Annotated in this window: 19 protein-coding genes and 1 pseudogene; 16 read left to right on the plus strand and 4 right to left on the minus strand. The window is 71.8% G+C overall.

Going from position 1 to position 23,838, the window contains the following annotated elements:
* Positions 1 to 14: 14 nt before the first annotated feature.
* Positions 15 to 173, minus strand: a pseudogene (locus ACH4S7_RS33470) (IS5/IS1182 family transposase); the annotation flags it as partial.
* 315 nt (positions 174 to 488) lie between these two features.
* Between ACH4S7_RS33470 and ACH4S7_RS33475 the strand changes: the two are divergent.
* The 7 genes from ACH4S7_RS33475 (at position 489) to ACH4S7_RS33505 (ending at position 9,443) form a co-directional block, all read left to right on the plus strand.
* Complete coding sequence (locus ACH4S7_RS33475) at positions 489 to 3,059, plus strand: fibronectin type III domain-containing protein (protein ID WP_398525141.1); 2,571 nt, start codon at positions 489 to 491, stop codon at positions 3,057 to 3,059.
* A 625-nt stretch (positions 3,060 to 3,684) separates the two neighbouring features.
* The gene (locus ACH4S7_RS33480; protein WP_398525142.1) at positions 3,685 to 4,425 is read left to right on the plus strand and encodes a DUF1684 domain-containing protein; all 741 of its coding nucleotides are present in this window, start codon (positions 3,685 to 3,687) and stop codon (positions 4,423 to 4,425) included.
* Between the two features lie 60 nt (positions 4,426 to 4,485).
* Complete coding sequence (locus ACH4S7_RS33485) at positions 4,486 to 6,000, plus strand: ABC transporter substrate-binding protein (RefSeq protein WP_398525143.1); 1,515 nt, start codon at positions 4,486 to 4,488, stop codon at positions 5,998 to 6,000.
* Complete coding sequence (locus ACH4S7_RS33490) at positions 6,000 to 6,965, plus strand: ABC transporter permease (RefSeq protein ID WP_398525144.1); 966 nt, start codon at positions 6,000 to 6,002, stop codon at positions 6,963 to 6,965. Before ACH4S7_RS33485 ends, ACH4S7_RS33490 begins: the two co-directional genes overlap by 1 nt.
* Positions 6,962 to 7,870, plus strand: coding sequence for an ABC transporter permease (locus ACH4S7_RS33495; protein ID WP_398525145.1), 909 nt, complete (start codon positions 6,962 to 6,964; stop codon positions 7,868 to 7,870). The genes ACH4S7_RS33490 and ACH4S7_RS33495 overlap by 4 nt, the downstream gene beginning before the upstream one ends.
* Entirely contained in the window at positions 7,867 to 8,667 is an 801-nt protein-coding gene (locus ACH4S7_RS33500) for an ATP-binding cassette domain-containing protein (RefSeq protein ID WP_398525146.1), read from the plus strand. The genes ACH4S7_RS33495 and ACH4S7_RS33500 overlap by 4 nt, the downstream gene beginning before the upstream one ends.
* On the plus strand, positions 8,664 to 9,443 hold the full coding sequence (locus tag ACH4S7_RS33505; RefSeq protein ID WP_398525147.1) for an ABC transporter ATP-binding protein: 780 nt from the start codon (positions 8,664 to 8,666) through the stop codon (positions 9,441 to 9,443). Before ACH4S7_RS33500 ends, ACH4S7_RS33505 begins: the two co-directional genes overlap by 4 nt.
* Before the next feature lie 140 nt (positions 9,444 to 9,583).
* Here ACH4S7_RS33505 and ACH4S7_RS33510 read toward each other — a convergent pair whose 3' ends face one another.
* The 3 genes from ACH4S7_RS33510 to ACH4S7_RS33520 form a co-directional block, all read right to left on the minus strand.
* On the minus strand, positions 9,584 to 10,582 hold the full coding sequence (locus tag ACH4S7_RS33510) for a YncE family protein (protein WP_398525148.1): 999 nt from the start codon (positions 10,580 to 10,582) through the stop codon (positions 9,584 to 9,586).
* Positions 10,583 to 11,271: 689 nt separating this feature from the next.
* Positions 11,272 to 11,538 carry a hypothetical protein gene (locus ACH4S7_RS33515; RefSeq protein WP_398525149.1) on the minus strand — a complete coding sequence of 89 codons (267 nt, stop codon included), beginning with the start codon at positions 11,536 to 11,538 and terminating at the stop codon, positions 11,272 to 11,274.
* Between the two features lie 81 nt (positions 11,539 to 11,619).
* Positions 11,620 to 12,603, minus strand: a complete 984-nt coding sequence (locus ACH4S7_RS33520; protein WP_398525150.1) for a helix-turn-helix domain-containing protein — start codon at positions 12,601 to 12,603, stop codon at positions 11,620 to 11,622.
* Between the two features lie 214 nt (positions 12,604 to 12,817).
* On the opposite strand from ACH4S7_RS33520, the gene ACH4S7_RS33525 reads away from it, so the two are divergent.
* The 9 genes from ACH4S7_RS33525 to ACH4S7_RS33565 all read left to right on the plus strand — a co-directional run bounded on the left by ACH4S7_RS33525 (position 12,818) and on the right by ACH4S7_RS33565 (position 23,255).
* A complete protein-coding gene (locus ACH4S7_RS33525) occupies positions 12,818 to 14,230 on the plus strand; it encodes an aminopeptidase P family protein (protein WP_398525151.1) in 1,413 nt (470 codons plus the stop codon).
* Between the two features lie 211 nt (positions 14,231 to 14,441).
* Positions 14,442 to 15,428, plus strand: a complete 987-nt coding sequence (locus ACH4S7_RS33530) for a hypothetical protein (protein ID WP_398525152.1) — start codon at positions 14,442 to 14,444, stop codon at positions 15,426 to 15,428.
* 322 nt (positions 15,429 to 15,750) lie between these two features.
* Entirely contained in the window at positions 15,751 to 16,905 is a 1,155-nt protein-coding gene (locus tag ACH4S7_RS33535; protein ID WP_398525153.1) for an NAD(P)/FAD-dependent oxidoreductase, read from the plus strand.
* Positions 16,902 to 17,222 (plus strand): (2Fe-2S)-binding protein, encoded by a 321-nt coding sequence (locus tag ACH4S7_RS33540; protein WP_398525154.1) that lies wholly within the window; start codon positions 16,902 to 16,904, stop codon positions 17,220 to 17,222. The genes ACH4S7_RS33535 and ACH4S7_RS33540 overlap by 4 nt, the downstream gene beginning before the upstream one ends.
* A gap of 46 nt (positions 17,223 to 17,268) precedes the next feature.
* Positions 17,269 to 18,759, plus strand: a complete 1,491-nt coding sequence (locus tag ACH4S7_RS33545; RefSeq protein ID WP_398525173.1) for an FAD-dependent oxidoreductase — start codon at positions 17,269 to 17,271, stop codon at positions 18,757 to 18,759.
* Positions 18,760 to 19,066: 307 nt separating this feature from the next.
* A complete protein-coding gene (locus tag ACH4S7_RS33550) occupies positions 19,067 to 19,972 on the plus strand; it encodes a dihydrodipicolinate synthase family protein (protein ID WP_398525155.1) in 906 nt (301 codons plus the stop codon).
* A gap of 16 nt (positions 19,973 to 19,988) precedes the next feature.
* Positions 19,989 to 20,990, plus strand: a complete 1,002-nt coding sequence (locus ACH4S7_RS33555; protein WP_398525156.1) for a proline racemase family protein — start codon at positions 19,989 to 19,991, stop codon at positions 20,988 to 20,990.
* Positions 20,987 to 22,387, plus strand: coding sequence for an aldehyde dehydrogenase family protein (locus ACH4S7_RS33560; RefSeq protein WP_398525157.1), 1,401 nt, complete (start codon positions 20,987 to 20,989; stop codon positions 22,385 to 22,387). The genes ACH4S7_RS33555 and ACH4S7_RS33560 overlap by 4 nt, the downstream gene beginning before the upstream one ends.
* A 133-nt stretch (positions 22,388 to 22,520) precedes the next feature.
* The gene (locus ACH4S7_RS33565) at positions 22,521 to 23,255 is read left to right on the plus strand and encodes a GntR family transcriptional regulator (protein WP_398525158.1); all 735 of its coding nucleotides are present in this window, start codon (positions 22,521 to 22,523) and stop codon (positions 23,253 to 23,255) included.
* Positions 23,256 to 23,838: the final 583 nt, after the last annotated feature.

Below are 23,838 nucleotides of genomic sequence, written 5' to 3' on the forward strand. Positions count from 1 at the left end.
CCCACGTCAAAAAGCCGGGTGCGGGGTCGCCCCGGTTCGATCCTGGGCGCCCGGATCGCTTCCAGTGCGGCGGTGAACCGGGTGCGGCCGTTGGTGTTTCCGCCCGTGACGACGGAGGCGAGTGGGCGGCCCTGCCCGTCGCACGCCAGGTGGATCCCGCTGGTCAGGCCGCCATCGCCGTCGCACTCTCGGTGGGGGTGGGTTTCCTCCCCGTCATCGGTGCCATGGGGGGAACCGGGCCGCGAACTCGGCGACGCGGGCGCCACCCTGCCCGTCATGCGCCGTCGCGCCGCGCCGGCTCCGTGACTCTCCCGTCGGGCAACTCTCCCCAGCGGGGCCGCGCCGCCTGGTGACCACCGGCCAAACGGCTGTTCCGATGGGAGCACTTTCGGGGGGTTTGCCCGCCGAGCCGACCGCTGTCCCGCCGACAGCTTCCTACCGTGGTCCTCTATGAGCCGACATCAGGCGGCTTGACGCGAGGAGTGGCCATGCGCTGCCGATTCCCCCGCCCTCTGCTCGTTCTCGCGCTGCTGCTGGGGGCGCTCGTCGCCCCGGGGCCCGCTGGTGCCCTGGCCGCCGCTCCGCTCCAGCCGCCGTTGGTCACCCAGGTCTTCCCGCGGGACAGCGCGGCCGACGTGAGTTTTGTGGCGGACACCGATCCGGTCATCACGGGTTTCCTGGTAGCCGCCTCGCCAGGCGGCACGTCCGTCCGGGTGCCCGCCGGCGCCCGGACGGCCCGGGTCACAGGGCTGACCAACGGGACGGCGTACCGTTTCACGGTCCGTCAGGAGGTCAGCCGGGGCCGCGCCCTGCTCTCGGATCCGTCCGAGCAGGCCACGCCCCGGCCGGCCAGAGCGCCGGGGGAGCCGGTGCTGGGCGCGGTGCACGCGCGGAACCGGGCGGTGGAGGTCGAGTGGACCGCTCCCGACGACGGCGGCGCTCCGATCACCGCGTTCACCGTCACGGCCACCCCGGGTGGCCATCGGGTCACCGTCGGCCCGGACACGGCTTCGGCGGCGCTGGCAGGGCTGGCCAACGGCACCGCGTACACCGTCGCCGTACGGGCCGTGAACAAGGCAGGGCCAGGCACTCCGGCCGAGCAGAGCAGGGTCCGTCCCCGGCCCGACACCGTGCCCGCCGCGCCCATCGACGTCTCCGCGAGCCCGGACGGCGGCCGGGACAGCGCCTTGCGGGTGACCTGGACCGCTCCCGCGGACGACGGCGGCTCCCCGGTGACCGGCTACCGCGTCACGGCCGGGGGCACCACCGTCCGTACGGCTGCCGCGATCACCGAAGCGGTGATCGACGGACTCAGTCCGGACGAGGAGTACACCGTGTCCGTGGCCGCCGCGAACGCCGTCGGCACCGGGCCCGCCGCCCGGACGGAGGAAGCCGTCGCCCCCCGCGTCGACGTCGCCGCCCGTACCGTCGTCCTCTCCGCCGCCTCGATGGCCACCCTCACCGGGAAGGAACTCGGCGAGCTGCGGTTCACCAACCCCACCCGGCAACTGCTCGGCCTGCGCGCGGGGCAGATCGTGGTCGCGGACACCAGCCCGCAGGCACCCGACGGCCTGTTGCGCACGGTGAACGGGGTACGGCGTCAGGGCACGGCCCTGGTGGTGGCGACCGCCGACGCCGACCTGTCGCGGGTCCTGACCGACGCCCAGGTGTCGGCGGCCGGGGAGCTGACCAACGAGGGAGCGGAGCCGGGCTATCTGCACCCGGGAGTACGGGCCGAGCCGGTCACCGTCGGCAATGATCTGGCCTTCGGGCTGACGATCAGACCCGGGGACAACACCCGGGAGTTCGCCGGTCTGTCCACCAACATCAGCGGCACCGTCACCCTCGATCCGCACTGGGACCTCGTCGTCAGGACGACCGGGGAGACCGACCCGGACACCGGGGAGGACATCGGAGAAGTCACCGATGTGACCTTCGCCGCCGACGTGGACGTCAAGGCGTCCGTCACCGCCACGGTCGCCGGCACCGTCGGCGGCACCAGTCAGGCTGTCACCCTCGCCTCGTTGCCCCTCGCGGCCATCACGGTCCCGGTCGGCCCGGTCCCCGTCGTCATCGTCCCCACCCTCACCCTCAGCGCCCAGCTGTCCGTCTCCGGATCCCTGGAGCTGGTCGCCACCGCCACCTACGAGCAGCACATCGGTGGCGTCGCCGACTTCACCCTCCAGGACGGCTGGAGCGGCCGGAGCACCACCACCGACCCGGTGGCGGACCTCACCGCCGACCGTCTGTCGCCCGGCGTCACGGCACAGCTGGACCTCCCCTCTGCGATCAGCTTCGAGCTGTACGGGGCGATCGGACCCGGTCTGCAGTTCGTCCCGTACCTGAGGTTCGTCACCGCACCGACCGAGAACCCCTGGGCACATCTCGACGCGGGCGTCCGGGTGGAGGTCACCGGCGGGATCAAGAAACTCAACCTGGAGTACGCCGTGCCCGTCGCCGACTTCTCCCGCACCGTGTGGAGCGCCGAAGGCCCCCTGGCCGGCATCTACATCGAGAATCCGACGCGCGTGCTGCCCGCGAGCGGGAGCACCGCCTTCGCGGTGAGCCGCAGGAACTGGTGCGAAGGACCGGTGTTCTGGAGCCTGGCCGAGGGCAGCCCCGGCACCATCACCGGGGACGGCGTCTACACATACACGGCCTCCGGCACGGGCCCCGCCCTCGCCAAGATCATCGCCACTCAGGCGCTCACCTCGAACTGCGCCGGGACCAGTGCCCAGGCGTTCGTCCAGACGGGCTCCACCGTCCCCTCCGCCCCTCGTGGCCTCACCCTCGACTACCGCCACGGCGACGCCGTGTTCACCTGGGACCCACCGGAGAACGACGGCAACGCGGGCCGCGTCGTCTACAGCCTCGTCGCCGATGTGCCCGGGGTGGACCCCGACGACTCGATCGTCTACTCCTACGACACCACTGCCACGCTCCCCGGCGCGGAGCGGAGTCTCCGGGCCGACGGAGGACGCTTCCGGGTCATCGCCGAGAACGACGTCGGCACCGGCCCACCCGGCCCCGACCTCGTCGCCCCGCCCGAAGACTACTGACCGGCCGGACAGCCACCGACCGCGGGTGGCCCCGGGCGGACGGAGACGACTCCGTCCGCCCGGGGGGGTACCGCCCGTGGTGCCCATGAGGCCCCAGCGGATGCGGCCCGCCGCGGTGGCCCGGGACGGACGGGTCCCGCGCTCGGGCGGCACGGTCCTGGGCCCCGTCCGTCCCCGGCTCCGCGCCCGTATCCGCAGGGGCGGGTCCTCCCCACTGGGCCGAGGCCCCGGTCGGCGGCGTGGCCCCCCTGCCGGCCCTGGGCGAGCCGGTGCGCCACGGGCGAGCCGGCATCGCACCGGCAGGTGGCGGACCCGGGGCGGCCGGGAGCCGCGCACAGTGTGGCGACGGTCTCAGAGACAGGCGGGAGCACGGGTCGTGATCGCCGGCTTCACTGAAGCCGACCTCACCCTAAGTAGCGTCCGGCCAGCGGGCGTTGGGTGGCGGGTCGGTGTGTTCCGGTGCGCCGCTGGTGACCCGTACCGGCCCGTGCGCCGTCTCACGTCCTGTCTCGCCATCTGTCACCACCTTGACATTAGTCCGACTTATGGAAGATAAAGATCAAGCTTTGAGTCGAACCTCACGCTGTGTGGCGTTTGGGCGTGATTCCATCGAACTTCTACGTGAATGAGTGCTGCCGTGTCCCACCCTGCCGCTGCCGTGTTCCCGACCCCCGATCCCGTGGGGGAGTGGGATGCGTGGTGTGCCGAGCGGCGGCGCGCGGTCACCTCCGCGACCGGGAACCTCGCCCTGGTCGAGACCCGGTGGCTCCCCGCGGGGCAGTCCCCCGACCCGGTGGCCGAGCGGGCCGGGCAGCCGGCGACCGTCACGGTCACCACCGTCGAGCGCACCGACCTCGTCACCGGCGAGCCGGAGCACGGGCTGCGCTTCTGGGACGCCGACGCCCCCGCGATCCGCGCCTTCGAGCGCACCGAGGTCTTCCCCTATGACCCGGCGTGGGTGCTGGACGGCACGTACACCCCTGTCACCGGAGCCCGGAAGATCGCCTTCGAGCACATCCGGGACAACGGCGGCACCCGCGACCTGGTCGTTCCCGGCGACATCCGGCTGACTGTCGACGGCCGCGACTACACCCTCAGCGCCTTCGACGACGACGGCGTGCTGCTGCTGGTCTTCGGCGACCCCACCAACGGACGGACCACCTACGGCGCCGGTCGCTTCCTCTTCGTGACCCGCACCGGCCAGGAAACCGTCCGCCTCGACTTCAACCGGGCCTTCGTGCCGCCGTGCGGCTTCTCCGATCAGTACAACTGTCCGATGCCGCCGCGGCAGAACCGTTTCCACCTGCCCGTCGCGGCCGGTGAGAAGCGTCCCGTCTTCCGCGGCGGCGTCCCCGCACAGTCCTGATCCCACCTCCGGCACCCTCGGTAGCCGCAGCACGAAAGCCCACTCTCTGTCATGAACGCCATGAGCCTTCGCACGTCCTCAGCCGTCTCCGTCGTGACCGCCGCGGTCCTCGCCCTCACCCTCACCGCCTGCGCCGGCGGCTCCACCGGCACCAACTCCGGCGGCAAGCACGACCCGAACGCCACCGTCAACATCGGTTCCCTCTTCGAGCCGCAGAACCTCGACAACACCGGCGGCGGCGGGCAGGGCGTCACCGAAGCCCTCCACGGCAACGTCTACGAAGGGCTGTTCAAGCTCACCGACGGCGGCAAGGTCGAACCGCTCCTCGCCGAGTCCCACCGGGTCAGCTCCGACGGCCTGACCTACACCTTCACCCTCCGTGACGGCGTCTCCTTCCACAGCGGCAAGGCGGTCACCAGCCAGGACGTCAAGCACAGCCTGGAGCGGGTGCTCGCCCCCGACTCCCAGTCGGCGCGGAAGAAGAACCTCTCCGTGGTGAAGACGATCGCCACCCCCGACCCGCGCACCGTCACCGTCACGCTCTCCCAGAAGTCGATCTCCTTCGTCTACAACCTCACCTATGTGTGGATCGTCAACTCCGAGGCGAAGGACCTCAAGCAGCGCGAGGACGGTACCGGTCCCTACCGTCTCGACCGGTGGAGCCGCGGCTCCACCCTGAGCCTGGACCGCTTCGGCGACTACTGGAGCGATGCGGCGGCCAACAAGAAGGTCGTCTTCCGCTACTTCAAGGACGCGACCGCGCTCAACAACGCCCTGCTGACCAACGCCGTCGACGTGGTCACCAGCGAGCAGTCGCCCGACGCCCTCGACCAGTTCAAGAACAACCCCGGCTACAAGGTCACCGAGGGCAACTCCACCACCAAGCTGCTGCTCGCCTTCAACGACAAGGCCAAGCCCTTCGACGACGTCCGGGTCCGCCAGGCGGTCTCCTTCGCCATCGACGACAAGAAGCTGCTGGAGTCCGTCTGGGGCGGCCACGGCAAGCTGATCGGCTCCATGGTCCCGCCCACCGACCCGTGGTACGAGGACCTCACCGCGATCGATGCCCACGACCCCGAGCGCGCCAAGAAGCTGCTGGCCGAAGCCGGATACCCCAAGGGCTTCAGCCTCACCCTGGACACCCCCAACTACGACCCGCACCCCACGGCCGCCACCTTCATCACCTCCCAGCTCGCCAAGGTCGGCATCACCGTCAAGATCAACACGATCACCTCGGACGAGTGGTACACCAAGGTCTACAAGAACCGGAACTTCCAGGCCACGCTCCAGGAGCACGTCAACGACCGTGACCTGGTCTGGTACGGAAACCCGGACTTCTACTGGGGCTACGACAACCGGCAGGTCACCGCCTGGGTCGAGCAGGCCGAACAGTCCTCCACCGCCGCCGAGCAGACCGAGCTGCTGAAGAAGGTCAACCGCAAGACCGCCGAAGACGCGGCCAGTGACTGGCTCTACCTCTACCCGCAGATCGTGGTGGCCAGCACCCGGCTCTCCGGCTACCCCCTCAACGGCCTGAACTCGCAGTTCTACGCCTACGACATCAAGAAGGGCTGATGGCGCACTACGTCCTGCGGCGCTTCGTCTTCCTGCTGGTCTCGCTGGCGCTGGCGAGCGTGGTGCTCTTCGTCCTGCTGCGGATGCTCCCCGGCGACCCGGCCAACGCGCTGACCGCCGTCGGAGCCACCGACGAGCAGATCGCCGCCGCCCGCACGTCGATCGGCTCGGACCGTCCCCTGCCGGAGCAGTTCGTCCACTGGATCGGCCAGTTGGTCCGCGGTGACCTCGGCACCTCCTTCGTCAGCTCGCTGCCGGTGGGGCCCGAGGTCACCACCCGGCTCAGGGTCACCCTGCCGCTCACCCTCGCCGCGTTCGTGCTGGCCGTGCTGATCGCCGTACCGGCCGGCTTCCTCGCCGCCCACAAGCGCCGCACCTGGTACGGCGCCCTGCTCAACGGCGTCTCCCAGCTCGGCATCGCCATCCCGGTGTTCTGGCTGGGCATGATCCTGATCGTGGTCCTCGCGGTGAACGCCCGCTGGTTCCCCGCCGGCGGCTTCCCGCCCGACGGCTGGGCCCAGCCCGGCGAAGCGGTCCGCTCGCTCGTCCTCCCGGTGATCACCATCGCCCTGGTGATGAGCGCCTCCCTGATCCGGTACGTGCGCTCCGCCACCCTCGACGTCCTCGACAGCGACCACCTGCGCACCGCACGCGCCCTGGGGTCCTCCTTCCGCGGCGCGATGTGGCGGCACGGGCTGCGCAACGGCTCCGTACCGGTCATCTCCGTCCTCGGCATCGAGCTGGCCTCCACCCTGCTCGGCGCGGTCGTCGTGGAGTCCGTCTTCGCCCTGCCGGGGCTCGGCTCCCTGCTCACCACCGGCATCACCCAGCACGACTACCCCGTCATCCAGGGCGTGCTGTTCGTGTCCACCCTCGCGGTCCTGCTGATCGGCTTCGCCGCGGACCTCGTCCAACGGATCGTCGACCCGCGCCTGCGCGCCGGACTGTCGGGAGGCCCCCGATGACGTTCATCGAACCCGTGGCCACGAGCGCCGCCCAGCCGCAGAACGCGACCGGGCCGGGGCGCCCCGAGGCGGGGACGGAGCGCCGCACCGCCCGGCGCTCGTACACCCTGATCGTCGGCTGCGCACTGGCCGGCTCGATCGCGCTGCTCGCCCTCGTCGCCCTCTTCTGGCTCCCGTACGCCACCGACGACACCTCCGGTGGCCGGCTCGCCGGGCCCGACGGGGACCACCTCCTCGGGACCGACAAGCTCGGCCGGGACCTGCTGACCCAGGTGATGAACGGCGCCACGATCGCCTTCCAGGCCGGACTCGGCTCCGTCCTGATCGCCGGCACCCTCGGGCTGGCGCTCGGCCTGCTCGCCGCCTTCGCGCAAGGGTGGCTGGACGACACCCTCTCCGTCTTCCTCGACATCCTGATCGCCTTCCCGACCCTGCTGCTCGCGATGCTCGTCGTGGCCGCCCGCTCCGGCACCCTCGGCTCGGCGGTCCTCGCCATCGGCCTGGCGCAGAGCGCGGTCGTCGCACGGATCGTGCGCATCCTGGTCAAAAGGGTCCTGGCGCAGGACTACATCACCGCCGCCCGCACCTCCGGCACCTCCTGGGGGCGGATCGTGGCCGGCCATGTCCTGCCCAACATCTGGCCCACCCTCGCCGTCAACCTGGCGCTCCAGTTCGGGCTGGCGGTGCTCGCCGAAGCGGGCCTGTCCTACCTCGGGCTCGGCGCGCCGCCACCCAACGCCTCCTGGGGCCGACTGCTGCTGGAGGCCCAGGCCACCTTCACCACCGCCCCGATCGGTGCGCTCGCCCCCGGGATCCTCCTGGTGATCCTCGTCATCGGCGTCAACCTGATCGCCGACGGGCTGCGCGACACCCTCGACCCGACCACCCGCGAGAGGCCCGCATGAGCATCCTCGCCATCCGCGACCTGGTCGTCCGCACCGCCGACGGGCGCACCCTCGTGGACCACCTGTCCCTGAGCGTCGCCCCGGGCGAACGCCTCGGCCTGATCGGCGAGTCGGGGTCGGGCAAGTCACTGACCTCGCTCGCCGCCCTCGGACTGCTGCCCGAGGGGATGACCGCCACCGGCAGCGTCGAACTGGCCGGCACCCAGGTCGTGGGCGCCACCGAGAAGCAGCTCACCGCGGTCCGGGGACGACAGGCCGCGATCGTCTTCCAGGAACCCCTGACCGCGCTCGACCCGCTGATGCGCGTCGGCCGACAGATCGCCGGGCCGCTCGCCCGCCACCGTGGTCTGAAGGGCACCGCGCTGCGCCACGCCGTCGTCGAAGCCCTCCAACAGGTCCGGCTGCCCGAACCCGAACGGCTGGCCCGCTCCTTCCCGCACGAGATCTCCGGCGGTCAGCGGCAGCGGGTCGCTCTCGCGATGGCCCTGGCCTGCGAGCCCCGGCTGCTGATCGCCGACGAGCCGACGACCGCGCTCGACGTCACCGTCCAGTCCGACCTGCTCGACCTGCTCGACGCACTGGTACGGGAGCGGGCGATGGCGCTGCTGTTCATCAGCCACGACCTCGCGGTGGTGGCGCGGACCTCGGAGCGGGTCATCGTCCTCAAGGACGGCCGGGCGGTCGAGGAAGGGCCCGTGCGCGACGTGGTGCACGCACCCCGCGACCCGTACACCGCGGCCCTGGTGGACAGCGCACGCCGACTGGAGCACGCCCTGGACCGACGGAGGACGCGATGACACCCACCAGGACCGTGCCGGTGCTGGAGCTGGACGGCGTCTCCTACGCGTACCGGGGCGGCACCGCGCCCGTCCTGAGCGATATCCACCTCGCCGTCGCCGCCGGGGAGAGCCTCGCGCTGGTGGGCGAGTCGGGCACGGGCAAGACCACGCTGCTCAGGCTGCTGCTCGGGCTCGCCCGGCCCACCACGGGCACGATCCGCTTCGACGGGGCCGAGCTGCGGCTGCGTGACCGCGAGCTGATGCGGCGCTTCCGGCGCGGCGTGCAGTGCGTCTTCCAGGATCCGTACTCCTCGCTCGACCCGCGCCGGCGCATCGGGTACACCGTGGCCGAGCCGCTGCGCTCCCTCGGCCTGGACGACCGTCGTACGGCGGCGTCCAAGGTGGCCGCCGCGCTCGCCGCCGTCGGCCTGCCGGCGGACGCGGCCGACCGCTACCCGCACGAGTTCTCCGGCGGTCAGCGGCAGCGGATCGCGATCGCCCGCGCGACGGTGTGCGATCCGCGGGTGCTCCTCGCCGACGAGCCCGTCAGCGCGCTGGACGTCACCACCCGGGTCAGGGTCGTGGACCTCCTCCACGAACTGCGGGAGGAACGCGGCCTGACGCTGGTGATGGTCTCTCACGACCTGTCGGTGGTGGCGTCGCTGTGCGACCGTACGGCGGTGCTGGAGAAGGGGCGCGTGGTGGAGGACGGGGCGACCGACCGGGTACTGGGCGCGCCGGAGCACCCGTACACGCAGCGCCTGATGTCGAGCGTCCCGCGCCTGCCGGCGTAGGGGTGGTGCCCTGACGCGATGCCGCCGCGGTGGGTGTGGCGCCGCATGGGCTCGCCGCCTGACCGGGCGTGGGATCCGTGAGATCTGCGGGTGGTACCCCCCGGCCGGGGGTTCGGGCTGCCGGCCGGGGGGCGGGACGGTCAGGTGCAGGTGGCCAGGAGGATGGAGACGACGGTGCAGGTGGCGGAGGCGCTGTCGTTGGCCGGGTTGGGGTCGGCGGGTGAGGAGGCGGTCCGGGTGCCGATGACCTTCACGGTGCCGAGGGACAGCAGGTGCAGGGGTACCCGGAACGTCTTGCTCGCGCTGGCTCCCGTCGCGATGGCGCCGTAGACGCAGGTGACGGTTCCGGTCGTGGTGGTGCATCCGGGCGACAGGCCGGTGGCGGTGGCGCCCGGCGGCAGGGTCGCGGTGACGGTGGCCGTGGTGACCGCGCTCGGGCCCAGGTCACGGGCGGTCAAGGTGTAGGTGAGATAGGGGACCAGGATGCCCACGCTCGGCCGGGCGGTGACATCGACGTCGATGTCCGCGGAGGCCGCGGCGGCCGGGGCGAACGCGACGGCGTACGGTCCACTGCCGACCGGGACGGTGGCGGTGACGGTGTTGCTGGCGGTGTCGATCACCGAAACCGCGGCGCCGCTGCTGACGTAGACACGGTCCCCGCCGGGGGCGGCCGTGGCGCTGTTCGGCAGTGAGCCGACCGGGACGGTGGCGGTGACGGTGTTCGTCGCGGTGTCGATCACCGAAACCGAGCCCGACAGGAAGTTGGTGACGTAGACACTGCCGCCCGTGGGGGTCACCGCCACGCCGAACGGGCCGTCGCCGACGGGGACGGTGGCGGTGACGGTGTTGCTGGCGGTGTCGATCACCGACACCGAACCGGCGCCGCGGTTGGTGACATAGGCCCTGCCGCCGTCGGGGGTCACCGCCACTCCCGATGGCACGTCGCCGACGGGGACGGTCGCGGTCACCGCGTCGGTGGCCGTGTCCACGACCGAGACATTGTCCGACTCGCTGTTGGCGATGTACGCCACCGGGGCGACCGGGGCCGCCGCGCGCACCGGGGCGGCGGTCGCGGCCGGAACGGCCACCGCGACGAACCCGGAGCCGAGCAGCGCACCAGCGGCCAGTAACGCGGTCAACCGCCGGTGCGACCCGACACGCGGCACCGGGCGTATGGCGGAGCGTAAAGACATGATGATGGTGTTCCCCTTCCCTGATCCGCGCCGCGACGGCGGGGACCGGCCAGCCCCTCGGGAAACCGTGGCGGGGCGGCCAACAGCCACGGACCGGACCGCGACGGCTGACGACCAGGATGTGGCCACACGGCCCCGACCTGATCAGCGCCCCGGGACGGCTCCGCAACGGTCTGAACATGCCCGACAGCCGACGCGGCACAAGCCCCCGCATCAGCGCGTTCAGCATGGCACCGCCATGCGGCGCGCCGGGGCGGAATCGTCAACATCAGTACCCACCTTCCTGCCGTGGGCCCCGCGGGACCCGTGGCAGCGGGCCGGGATGGTCGCGCCCGCCGAGGGGGCCGCCGTGCTTTCGGAGGGGACGCCGCTGACCCACCGGGACCGGGCCGCCATCCGCTCCACCGGGGCCGTGTCTGACGAAGGGCGTTGCGCACCGGACGGGATTCGTCAGAGGCGCCCTAGGGAGTGTCTTCAAAGTAGCGTCGTCCGCCCGGAGGGCGGGGCTGGCGGGGTCTGGTGCGTGCGATCGCAAGGCGGAGGAGGGAGTCAACGCGGAGCGTTGGCGACTGACGACAACGCGGCGAGGGTGCGTGCCAGGGCACGGCAGACAGACGGGACTTTGAAGACACGACCTAGGTCTGGTGGTCGGTCGGTTCCCACACCCGGTTGCACGCACGGCACTCCAGCATTCCGTTCAGCCTGGTCTCACTGACCACCGTCCGCACCCGGAAGCCGCCGCAGTTCGGGCAGTTGCGGCCACGCCGGTTGGCCCAGCGGGGGGAGGGGCGCCAGTTGGACAGCGCATAGGCCGCTCCGATGACGACAACGACAAACGCCACCAGCATGACCACACCGAGCATCGGCATACCTCTTGTCGTACGACCCTTGTTGGTCGCCACGCAGCCTAGCGTCGTGGCAGAGCCCTCCAGGGGCGCCCGCCGCCCGATCGCGAGCGGGTGATCCGTACGGTGGGGAGCCGGTCAGAGCCAGCCGTTGCGCTGCGCCTGCAAGGCCATCTGGAAGCGGTTCGCGGCACCCAGCCGGGCCATCAGGACCTGTAGCCGCCGGAACAGCGTGCGGCGACTGATTCCCATCTCGCGGGCGATGACGTCGTCGCTCGCGCCGCCCGCGAGGAGCCACAGCAGGCGGCGGTCGGCGGGTGGCAGGCCGCCCGGACGGGTGGTGCGGCCCTGGAAGGGCAGCGCGTTCTGCCAGGACTGTTCGAACAGTGCCATGAGCGCGGAGAGCAGGCCGCACGGCTGCACGACCAGCATGGTGTTGTGCACATCGGCCTCCTTGATCGACAACGAGACGAGCGCGTACGCCTCGTCGATGATCACCAGCTTGACCGGCACCGACGGCAACACCCTGGCCTGTTCGCCGGCCCTGACACACGGTTCGATGACGTCCCTGAGATGGCCCGGATGCTCCAGCGACTCCCGTGAGTACACGACCCGTTGCGTCACACCGCGAGCGAGCGTGGCCAGCGCGTCGTCCGTGGCGCCGGACAGGGGAAAGTACGGCGGTGACTCGAACTGTCGGATCTGCTCGCGGGCACTCGCCCACGCCTGGCGGATCCTCGGGCCGATGGTGTCCCCGGTGACGACCTCGACGAGATGGTCGTTGTACGCGGCGAGCCGCTGTCGCCGGAACGACTCGAACGCGCCCCCCACGGCGATACGCGACTCCTCGACCTCGGCCGCCCGGTGCCGGGCGAGGATCTCCAGACCGGCGGTGGGGGGAACCGGGGCCACCACGTCACCGTCCTCCTCGGCGGCACTGGCCAGACCTGCGTCGACCAGTGCGCCGTACGCCGTGCTGAGATCCGTGCCGTCCACGCCGGCCGTGGCCGCGATCGTGCTCAGCGAGGTGGGCGCCAGTTCGAGCAGGGTCAGGTACACCTGGGCCGCCGCCTGGTCGAGCCCCAGAAGGCGGAGGGCCTCGCCGAGCTTCGCGTTCGTCATAGACCTCATTATCGACGGCTCCGGCCCAGCGGTGGCAGATCTGTGCCAGTGGCGCTGTCCGGCACCGAGCGGCGGCGGTGGCCTATACCGTCCGAAGGCCGCCGGATGACCGGCGGCGGCGAGGGAGTCCGAGCCGTCCGGGGAGAAAGCCGGTCCATGCGGCTCGTACCGTCCCCCCGCCGGTGACGAACCCACCCAGGGGAAGGTGTACGACGTGGCGAAAGGCCGAAAGAACGGTCTCTACTCAGGGATCTCCGACGAACTGTCCGCCCTGATGCGGACGGGCTGGGCCGATACCGAGCGGCACGACCTGGGACTCGACGAGCAGGCGCCGTACGCGGCCCGCCGCCGCGCCGGGCTCTCCGCCCGCTTCCCGGGCGAGCGTCTCGTGATCCCCTCGGGAAACCTCAAAGTCCGCTCGAACGACGACTGCTACCCGTTCCGCCCGCATTCGGGCTATGTGCACATGACCGGGGACCAGGCCCGGGACGGCGCCCTCGTCCTCGAACCCCGCGCGGACGGCGGCCATGACGCCTACTGCTACCAGCTGCCGCGGGACAGCAGGGACGACAACGAATTCTGGATCGGCCCCACAGCGGAACTGTGGATGGGCCGCCGCCGCTCCCTCGCCGAGGCGGAGCTGGTGCTCGGTCTGCCCTGTCGCGATGTCCGCACCGCGGCCACCGACCTCGCCGCCGCCTCCGGTGTCCCGACCCGGATCGTCCGCGGTGTCGACCCGGCCCTGGAGGCCGCCGTCACCACCGAGGAGGAGCGCGACGAGGAACTGGAAGAGGCGCTCAGCGATCTCCGCCTCGTCAAGGACGACTGGGAGATCGCCGAGCTGCGCAAGGCCGTGGACTCTACCGTGCGCGGATTCACCGATGTGATCGGTGAGCTGTCCCGGGCGGTCGCGTCGTCCGAGCGGTGGATCGAGGGCACCTTCTACCGCCGCGCCCGGCTGGAGGGCAACTCGGTCGGCTACGGTTCGATCTGCGCCGCTGGTGAGCACGCCACGATCATGCACTGGACGGACAACGACGGACCGGTGCGCCCGGGCGATCTGCTCCTGCTCGACGCCGGAGTGGAGACGAACACCCTCTACACCGCCGACGTCACGCGGACGCTGCCGATCAGTGGCACCTTCACACCCCTGCAGCGCACGGTCTACGACGCGGTGTACGAGTCCCAGGAGGCCGGTATGGCCGCCGTCAGGCCGGGCGCCGCGTACCGCGACTTCCACGAGGCGTGCCAGCGCCATCTGGCGGCCACCCTGGTCGAGTGGGGCTTCATCGAAGGCCCGGCCGACCGCGCGTACGAACTCGGCCTCCAGCGCCGCTTCACCATGGCCGGCACCGGGCACATGCTCGGTCTGGACGTCCATGACTGCGCGCAGGCACGGAACGAGGAGTACGTGGACGGCGTGCTGGAGCCGGGCATGGTGCTCACCGTCGAGCCCGGTCTGTACTTCCAGCCCGACGACGTCACCGTGCCCGAGGAGTGGCGTGGCATCGGCGTCAGGATCGAGGACGACCTGGTCGTCACCGACGACGGTCACGAGAACCTGTCGGCGGGCCTGCCGAGGTCGGCGGATGAGGTCGAGGCGTGGATGGCCCGGTTCGCGGGCTGAGCGCGGCGGAGAGTCGCCCAGGGGCCTGATGTGCCGGGGTCCCCGGGGCGGAGGGGTGCCGGCCGGCACCCCTCCGCCCCGGGACTCAGGGGTGGGTCTGTCGCTTCGGGGCGGCTCGTGGCACGGTGTGTCCTCCAGTTTCGAAGATCCGGAGGTCAGGACGGTGCGGAGAAGGACGCTGCTGCGGGGCGCGATGGCCTCAGGAGTCGTGGTGGCGGGAGGCGCGGCCACGGCCCGGCCGGCCGCCGCCGCCACGAACTACCTGATCGTGACCGTCGAGCAGGCCGCCAATCAGATTCAGCGCTTCAGCAACGGCACGACGAATTGGAACGGGACACCCGACTGGTACTGGACCGCTCCCTCGAATGCCAATACCTCGTCGTGGTACCGCCTGTCCGACGTCAAACGCCGCACCACCGCCAAGTGGGACGATGTGTTGGCCTGCACCTCGTCGGGCACTTCGGACCTCGGCGGCCGTGCGGCAATGATCCGGGAGAGCGATAAGTCGATCGTCTGGTCCGTGGTCGTTCCGGGAAATCCCCATTCGATAGAGCGGATCAAGGGGCACGGTGCGGTTGTCACCGCGTCTTCCAGGGCCCGGGTCTTCGGCACCACCAAGAATGACTGGCAGAACGGCGGCGGCATCAACGTCTTCGTGCCGAGCACGCTCGGCGGCACGCCGCCCACCTCGTTCGCCGACAGCATCAGCGTCGGTTTCCCCGGCGCACACGGGGTGTGGTGGGACGATGCCAACGAACTGCTGGTGGCGACCGGGAAGGACGAACTCCGCGCCTACCGCCTGGTGACGAACGGCAGTGGCATCATCGTCGGCCTGTCGCTGGCGGCATCGCTGGCATTGACCGGCGTGGGCCACGATGTCCAGCCCGACTATGCGTCCGACAAGATCTTCTACACCGTGGGCGGGGATAGCAGTAACCCCGGTCGCGGAATATGGGAGACCACTCTCCTGCGCGACACCACGACCGGCACATGGAGCTTCGCCCCGCCCACCAGGATCCACGACTGGCTGTTCACCAAGTCCTACAGCAGACTGCCCGACGGGACGGGATTCTGGCAGGACGCCCCGGACGCCAATGAGTGGTGGAGCGATACGATTGGCTTCTCCGGGCGTGCTGATTCGGTGCGCAGCGGCGCGAAGTTCTACAAGGCCCGCTTCTGGTCGCACGTTCTCAGTTGAGAGTTCGTCCGTCGCCCCCCCCACGTCCCCCCGACGATTCCCCGAGCGCTTGTCCGTCGAGCGTTCGTCACGCGATGTCGCGCGGGAGCGTTGAGGGGGCGCGGCTGTTCGCGTCATGGATCGCACGGACGACGGCTTTCGGTACTGCGCCGAGGTGGTGCCGCAATCGCGCACTTGTTGTCAGGGTCATGACATGACGATAGCGGGTCGATCCAGGGTGCTCGGGGCGTGGATGCGGCGCCCGGTTCGACCGTGGCGTGGGATCGGGATGCCGTGTGCGCGATCCCTTGGCAGCCTCTGTGGCGTGTGACATATTACTGCGGTGCTCAAGAGACACCCTTGGGATGTTGTCGTCGTCGGGGCCGGAGTGGTCGGTGCCGCCTGTGCCTACTACGCCTCCCGGTCCGGGCTCTCCGTCGCCGTGGTCGATCGTGGCCCCGTCGCGGGTGGCACCACCGGTGCCGGAGAGGGGAACCTGCTCGTCTCCGACAAGGAACCAGGTCCCGAACTCGACCTGGCACTCCTGTCCACCCGACTCTGGCGCGAACTCACCGCCGAACTCGCCCCGGAGATCGAGTACGAGGCGAAGGGCGGCCTTGTCGTCGCGTCCGACGAGGCGCGCCTGACCGCGCTGCGGGCCTTCGCGGCCGGGCAGTCGGCGTCGGGCGTCCTGCACGAGGACGTCTCCCGTCTCCAGGACATCGAGCCCCATCTCGCCCCCGGCCTGGCGGGCGGCGTTCACTACCCCCAGGACGCTCAGGTCCAACCCGCCCTGGCCGCAGCTCACTTGCTGCGCGCCTCAGGCGCCGCATTGCTGCTGGGGGAGGAGGTCACGGCAGTCCTCACCGCTCCTGACGGATCGGTACGCGGCGTCAGGACCCCGCGCGGTGACCTGCTGGCCCCCGCGGTCGTCAACGCGGCGGGTACCTGGGGCGGTGCGCTCGCCGAGCTGGCCGGAGTGACCCTGCCGGTTCTTCCCAGGCGTGGATTCGTGCTGGTCACGGAGGCTTTGCCGAGAGTGGTGCGGCGCAAGGTGTACGCGGCCGACTACGTCGCCGACGTGGCGAGCGGCTCGGCCGCCCTCCAGACCTCGGCGGTGGTGGAGGGAACTCCAGGCGGGCCGGTACTGATCGGCGCCAGCAGGGAGCGGGTGGGGTTCGACCGCACGCTGTCGGTCGATGTGCTGCGCGAACTGGCGGTCCAGGCGGCGGAGCTGTTCCCGGTCCTGCGTGAGGTGCGCGTCCTGCGCGCCTACCACGGGTTCCGGCCCTACCTGCCGGACCACCTGCCGGCGATCGGGCCCGACCCGCGAGCGCCGGGACTGTTGCACGCGGTCGGGCACGAGGGAGCCGGCATCGGGCTGGCACCGGCCACCGGGCGGCTGATCGCAGCGGCGCTGACGGGGGCGCGGGCCCCGCTGGACCCGACGCCGTTCCGGCCCGAGCGGTTCGGTCCCACGGAAAGGAATCACCCATGACGCATCGTCATTCGCCGTCCGGCCCGGTCCACTCCCGGCCGCACCCGGCGTTCGAGATCACGTTCGACGGGCGCCCGTTGTCCGCCATGCCGGGCCAGTCCGTCGCCGCCGCCCTGTGGGCCGACGGTGTGCTCTCCTGGCGGACCACCAGGCATTCGGGCAAGCCGCGTGGCGCGTTCTGCGGAATCGGATCCTGCTTCGACTGTGTCGTCACGGTCAATGGAGAGCCCAACCGTCGTGCCTGTCTCGTACCGGCCCGGCCCGGTGACGCGATCACCACCCAGGAAGGACATGGCCGTGCCGAACTCGCCGTCTGAACAGTCCGACCTGCCCGACCCGTTCGGCCCGGCTGACCCGTCCGGCCTGCCGGGTCCGTCCAGGGACCCGGAGGCACCGGATGTGCTGGACGTACCGGACGGCCCGTACGACGTGGCCGTTATCGGCGCCGGTCCTGCCGGGCTCGCTGCCACGGTCACCGCGGCCGGACTCGGACTCACCGTCGCCCTGGTGGACTCCGGGGCCCGGCCGGGTGGCCAGTTCTACCGACATCCCGTACCGGAACTCCGCGCCGCCCGCCCCGGCGCCCACCACCACGCGTGGCCCGCCTTCGCCCGGCGCGCGGCACTGCTGGACACCCACATCGCCGCCCGCCGGGTGTGCCACCTCGCCGAACACCATGTGTGGACCGTCTCCCGCGAAGGCGAAGGCGGAGGTGGAGGTGGAGGTGAGGGTGGAGGTGAGGGCGGCGGCGGGTGCCTATGGGCCGTCCACGCAGTCACCGGCCCCGACGGCGGGCTCGGCCGGGTGACCCTCCGCGCCCGGCGCATCCTCCTCGCGACCGGAGCGTACGAACGTCAACTCCCCTTCCCCGGGTGGACACTTCCCGGAGTCGTGGGCGCCGGCGGCGCGCAGGCCATGCTCAAGGCCGGTCTCGTGCTGCCCGGCCGGCGCGTGGTCGTCGCCGGAAGCGGGCCCCTGCTGCTCGCCGTCGCCGCGTCGCTGGCGGACGCGGGAGCCACTGTGCCGACCGTCGTCGAGGCGAGCGGGTACGCGGCCTACGCCCGAGACCCGGGCGTCCTCGCCCTGAATCCCGCGAAACTCGTCGAGGGCGCCGCCCACGCCGCCGCTCTCGTCCGGCACCGTATCCGCGTCCGCGCCCGCAGCGCGGTCACCGCAGCGCACGGCACCGATCGGGTCGAGGCCGTCACCGTGACCCGGCTGGACCGGGACTGGCGGCCCCTGCCCGGCACCGGGGTCCGTATCCCCTGCGACGCGCTCGCCGTCGGGCACGGGCTCCTACCTCAGCTGGAGCTGGCCACCGCGCTGGGGTGTGCCACCCGGCGCACCCCCGATGGGACCCACGCCCTCCTGGTCGACGGTGCACAGCGGACCTCGGTCCCCGGTGTCTGGTCGGCCGGCGAGACCGGGGGAGTGGGCGGCGCCCGACTCGCCTTCATCGAGGGGGAGTTGGCCGCCCACGACATGGCGGGCCGGCGAGGATCGGGAGGCCGCGGGCGCGACCGGTTGCGCCGCTTCGCCGAGACCATGGCCGCCGCCCACGCACCCCGCCCCGGGTGGACCGGCTGGCTGCGGCCCGACACCGAGGTCTGCCGCTGCGAGGAGGTCAGCGCGGAGCGGATCCAGCACGCTGTCACCGATCTCGGGGCCCGCGATACGCGCAGCGTCAAACTCCTCACCCGCGCCGGTATGGGCTGGTGTCAGGGCCGGGTGTGCGGGCCGGCCGTCGCCCGTCTGGCGGGGGATCCAGAACCCCCGGCCGACCGGCGTCCCGTCGCCTGCCCCCTCACCCTCGGCGCACTGGCTGACCCACCGGAACGCCGCCACCGCACCTGACCGATCTGGCCTGACGAAGCATCGCCGCCTCGCCTGACGACCAACCCCGCCTGACGACCAGCCTCGCCTGACCGCCTGACCGCCTGACCGCCTGACCGCCTGACCGAGCACCGCCACCGCACCTCACGGTTGACGGACCCGCCTACCGGAACGGCACCACCCCACCTGACGGACCCCGTCCGACGGAACGTCCCCACCACACCTGACGGCTGACGGACCCCCGCCCGACGACGGAGCACCGCACCTCCCACCTCACGGAGCAGACACCCCACCCGACGGAGCACCCCACCCACCCGAAGGAGTCCCCATGACCACCACCGTCACCACCCGAACCCGTCCCTGGCGCGGAATCATGGTCGCGACCACCCTCCCGTTCCGCGACGACCTCTCCGTCGACCACGACGCCTACGCCGCCCAGGTGGCGCGTCTGCTCGAGGCGGGCTGCGACGGTGTCGTACCCAACGGGTCGCTCGGCGAGTACCAGACGCTCACCGACGCGGAGCGCGCACAGGTCGTCCGTACCGCCGTGGATGTCGCCGGCGGCGACCGGGTCATGCCCGGTGTCTCCGCCTACGGCAGCGCCGAGTCCTGTCGCTGGGCCGACCGGGCCGCGGAGCTGGGTGCCGGCTCCGTGCTGCTGCTGCCGCCCAACGCGTACCCCGCCGACGCGGCGTCGGTCCGTGCCCACTACGCCGAGGTCGCCCGGACCGGAGTCCCCGTCGTGGCCTACAACAACCCCTTCGACACCAAGGTGGACCTCACGCCCCGGCTGCTCGCCGATCTGTACCACGACGGCAGCGTCGTCGCGGTCAAGGAGTTCACCGGCGACGTCCGCCGCGCCTACGAGATCGCCGAACTCGTCCCGGAGCTGGACCTGTTGATCGGCGCGGACGACGTCCTCCTGGAACTCGCTCTCGCCGGGGCCGTCGGCTGGATCGCGGGCTTCCCGAACACCGTCCCGGAGGCGTCCGTCGCCCTCTACCGGGCCGCCGTCGACCACGACCTCAACACCGCACTGCCCCTCTACCGCGAACTGCACCCCCTGCTGCGCTGGGACTCCAGGCCCGAGTTCGTCCAGGCCATCAAAGTCTCCATGGACGTCGCCGGACTCCACGGCGGCCCCACCCGGCCGCCGCGTTTCCCGCTGCCCGCCGACCAGGCGGACGCCATCCGCTCGCTCACCGAGAAGCTGCTCGCCGACGGCCACCACTGAACGGGGGAACAGGCCCATGCGCACCCGCCATGTCTTCCACGCCGTCGATTCCCACACCGAGGGAATGCCCACCCGGGTCATCACCGGAGGCGTCGGCACCATCCCCGGCGCCACGATGGCCGAACGCCGGCTGCACTTCGCCGAGCACCGGGACGACATCCGCACCCTGCTGATGTACGAGCCGCGTGGCCACGCCGCCATGAGCGGCGCGATACTCCAGCCGCCGACCCGGCCCGACGCCGACTTCGGTGTGCTCTATATAGAGGTCTCCGGCCACCTTCCGATGTGTGGCCACGGCACGATGGGCGTCGCCACCGTCCTCGTCGAGACCGGCATGGTCGAGGTGCGCGAGCCCGTGACGACCATCCGGCTCGACACCCCGGCCGGCCTGGTCACCGCCGACGTCCGGGTCGAGGACGGAGCCGCCGTGGCCGTCACCCTGACCAATGTGCCGTCCTTCGCGGCCGGACTCGACCGCGAGATCGAGGTTCCCGGCCACGGGACCCTCGTCTACGACCTCGCCTACGGCGGCAACTTCTACGCGATCCTGTCGCTCGACGCCGTCGATCTGCCCTTCGACCGGGCCCGCAAGGACGACATCCTCGCCGTCGGCCTCGCCCTGATGGACGCGGTCAACGCCACCGACCGGCCGGTCCACCCCGAGGACGCCGCAATCGGCGGCCTCAAACACGTCTACTTCGCCGCGCCCGGTTCGGACGCCCGCCGCTCCCGGCACGCGATGGCCATCCACCCCGGCTGGTTCGACCGCTCCCCGTGTGGAACCGGGACCTCCGCCCGGATGGCGCAGCTGCACGCCCGTGGCCAACTGCCCATCGGCCAGGACCTGGTCAATGAGTCCTTCATCGGTACGGAGTTCACCGGCCGTCTGATCGGGGAGACGACGGTCGGCGGCCGTACGGCGGTGATCCCGGCCGTCACCGGACGTGCCTGGATCACCGGCACCGCTCAGTACTTCCTCGACCCGACCGACCCGTTCCCCGGAGGATTCCTGCTGTGACCAGTGCGAAGACCACCACCGAGTCCCGTTCCGTCGTCTCCCGCAACCCGACCGACCCCGGCGATGTCGTCGTCCGGGTCGATGCCGCGGGCACCTGGGCCACCGTCGAGGCAGCCGAGCGGGGTCGCGAGGCCCAGCGCGGATGGCTGGCCGCCGGCGCCGGTGCCCGCTCGGCGGCGCTCGGCCACACCGCCCAACTGATCGAGGCGGCGGCCGACGAGCTGACGGAGCTGGTCGTACGGGAGGTGGGGAAGCCGATCGCGGAAGCCCGCGCGGAGATCGCCCGCACCGTCGCCGTCCTCCGCTTCTACGCCCAGCTGCCCTACGACGCGACCGGAGCGGTGCACGAACCGGCCGGTGGGGCGGGGCTCCTGCTGACCAGGCGGCGCCCGTACGGTGTCGCCGGGCTGATCACGCCGTGGAACTTCCCGTTCGCCATCCCGGTGTGGAAGGCCGCGCCCGCCCTCGCGGCGGGCAACGCGGTGGTGCTCAAACCCGCACCCGAGGCCACCGCCTGCGCCCTGCGCCTCGGCGAGCTGTTCCGACGGGCCCTGCCCGGCGATGTGTTCACGGTGGTGCCCGGCGGCCCGTCCGAGGGCAACGCCCTCGTCTCCGCCGTCGATGTCGTCTCCTTCACCGGCTCCACCGCCGTCGGCGGCGCCGTTGTCCGCGCCGCCACGGCGCGTGGCATCCCGGTCCAGGCGGAGATGGGCGGCCTCAACGCCGCCCTCGTCCTCCCGGACGCCGATCCCGCCCGCGCCGCCGCCCACATCGCGGGCGCCGTCGCCGGGTACGCGGGGCAGAAGTGCACGGCGACCAGCCGGGTCATCGCCGTCGGGGCCGCTCTGGAACCCTTGCGCGAAGCGCTCAGCGAGGCCCTCCGGGCGATCCCGGCCATGGCTCCGTCCTCCCCCGACGCGGTCTGCGGGCCGCTGATCTCACGGGATGCCCGGGATCGGGCCCGGGACTCCTATCGCGACGCCCAGGTGCTGGTGGGCGGCCGGACGCCCGACCTCCCCGGCTGGTACGCCGAACCCACCCTCGTGGAGAACCTCCCCCCGGAGCATCCACTGCTGCACGAGGAGGTCTTCGGGCCGGTCGCCGCCCTGCTGTCGGCGGCCGACCTTCCGGAGGCCATCCGGATGAGCAACGGCGTTCCGCACGGCCTCGTCACCTCGGTGCACACCGCCGACCTCGATACCGCCCTGCGGGGGCTCGACGCCCTCGACACGGGCATGATCCGTGTCAACGCCCCGACCACCGGCGTCGACTTCCACCTTCCGTTCGGCGGTGCCAAGGCGTCCGGCCACGGCCCGCGCGAACAGGGGCGGGGCGCGCTCGACTTCTACACGTCGACGCGGACCTATACCCTCCTGCCGGCGGGTGGGGGCGCCTGACCGGCCGGACCGGATCCCGCGGTGGGCACCGCACCCGAGCACTGCCGTCTCCCGGAGTCGGTGGTTCCGTCACTCGTGGGGAGCGCAACGTGACATTGTACGCTGAGGCTCCGCAGCGACACGGAGGACCGTGATGGCCGAACCCCAGAAGCAACGCCGCCTGATCACCGCCCAGGAGCGGCTCCGTGACCAGGTGGCGAACGCCCTGCGCGCGGCCCTCATCGCGGGTGAGCTGCGGCCGGGCTCCGTCTACTCCGCTCCCGGGCTGGCCGCCGACTTCGGGGTGTCCGCCACTCCGGTGCGTGAGGCGATGCTCGACCTGGCCCGTGAGGGCCTGGTCGAGCCCGTACGGAACAAGGGGTTCCGAATCACTGAGGTGAGCGAGCGCGACCTCGACCAGTACAGCGAGATCCGGGCGCTGATCGAGGTCCCGGTGGTCGGTCGGGTCACCGGGACCGCCACCCGTCAGCAGCTCGAAGCGCTGCGTCCGGTGGCCGAGGAGATCGTCGCTGCGGCCCGGGAGCACGACCTCATCGGATATCTGGAAGCGGACCGCCGCTTCCACCTCACGCTGCTCGGGCTGAGTGGCAATCAGCGCCTGGTCGAGACGGTCGGTGACCTGCGCAAACGGTCCCGGCTGTATGGGCTGACGCGGCTGGACGAGCGCGGTGAACTCCTGCCGTCGGCACAGGAGCACATCGAGCTGCTCGATCTGATGCTGGCGCGGGACGCGGTGGCGGCCGAGGCGTGCATGGCGCGCCATCTGGGGCATGTCCGTTCCCTGTGGGCGCAGGACGGGGACGAAGCCGTGGGGTCGCGGCCGGCGCACGGAGCGGGCCGCCCGCCCGCCGACTCCGCGGCGGGGTGACGGCCGGCGCCGCGCACCGGGACCGCTGACGCCGATCGGCGGACCGCCGGGAGGGTCCGGGCCGGCCGCCCTTTCGCTCCTCCAGTTGGAGCCTGCGGCCGGGATCGGGATCAGTCACGCCGGTCCGCCGTGTTCACCGGATCGACCTTGGCACGTACGCGCCATCGCCGCGCGGCGATGGCCCGCCCTCCGGCCGTGCCGCACGGGCCCGGCGAGGAGCGGGCGCCACGCTGAGGAGTCAGCCCCGCCCTTGCCCGTACGCCGTCGAGGTGCCGGCAGGCCCGCTCCCCGCGCGCGGTCGCGTCTGTCCGGCCGGAGGTGGCGGTGCGGGGGTCGCGGCGCGGAGATGCCGGTACGGAGGGTGCTGGACCGTCACATCGGTTGCCAGCGGCAGGAGTTGAGCCGGGTCGAGTGACCTGCCTCCCGTCGCACTCCGTGCGGTGCTCGCGCGGGAGTCCCGGGTGGACGATCCTGCCGCAGCCCGCAGCCCGCAGCCCGCAGCCCGCAGCCCGCAGCCCGCAGCCCGCAGCCCGCAGCCGGTAGCCCACGCCCCATGGCCTGTAGCGGTGGGTCGTGCCGCAAC

Origin of the sequence: Streptomyces sp. NPDC020965 (assembly GCF_044333555.1) — a bacterium.
In the GTDB taxonomy this organism is placed as follows: Bacteria; Actinomycetota; Actinomycetes; order Streptomycetales; family Streptomycetaceae; genus Streptomyces.